This is a genomic window from Vibrio sp. YT-19(2023), assembly GCF_033337395.1.
This window is the reverse complement of record NZ_JAWOQN010000744.1, coordinates 1-605: the sequence shown is the minus strand read 5'-3', so window position 1 is coordinate 605 and position 605 is coordinate 1. Positions and strand designations below refer to the sequence as shown.

The window sequence follows — 605 nt, the reverse complement described above, 5'->3', positions numbered from 1 at the left end:
ATACCAAACCCTTTGGCTTAAAACCCACTATCCTGCCGAATTCATGGCGGCGGTAATGACAGCCGATATGGATAACACCGAAAAAGTAGTAGGTCTGGTCGATGAATGTTTCCGCATGAAACTGACCGTGTTGCCGCCAGACATCAACTCCGGTTTATACCGTTTCAACGTTGATGAAAACGGTGCGATTGTTTACGGTATCGGCGCAATCAAAGGTGTGGGTGAAGGCCCTATCGATGCGATACTAGAAGCGCGAAACAAAGGTGGTCACTTTAAAGACCTATTTGATTTCTGTGCTCGTATCGATCTCAAACGTGTTAACAAGCGCGTCATCGAAAAGCTGATTTATGCAGGTGCACTTGACCGACTTGGCCCTCATCGAGCGGCGATGATGGCGTCACTGAACGATGCCGTTAAAGCGGCCAGCCAACATCACCAAGCAGAGGCCTTTGGCCAAGGCGATATGTTTGGTGTGTTGACCGATGCACCAGAAGAAGTTGAGAATAAATACACGCAAGTGCCACCATGGCCAGAAAAGGTGTGGCTAGAAGGGGAGCGCGAAACTCTCGGTTTATATTTGACCGGGCACCCCATTAACGCGTATT

The 605-nt window shown here is 49.1% G+C and carries 1 pseudogene; it reads left to right on the top strand.

The annotated features are described in order from the left end of the window. Positions 1-605 (top strand): annotated as a pseudogene (gene dnaE, locus R7E78_RS28230) (DNA polymerase III subunit alpha); the annotation flags it as partial.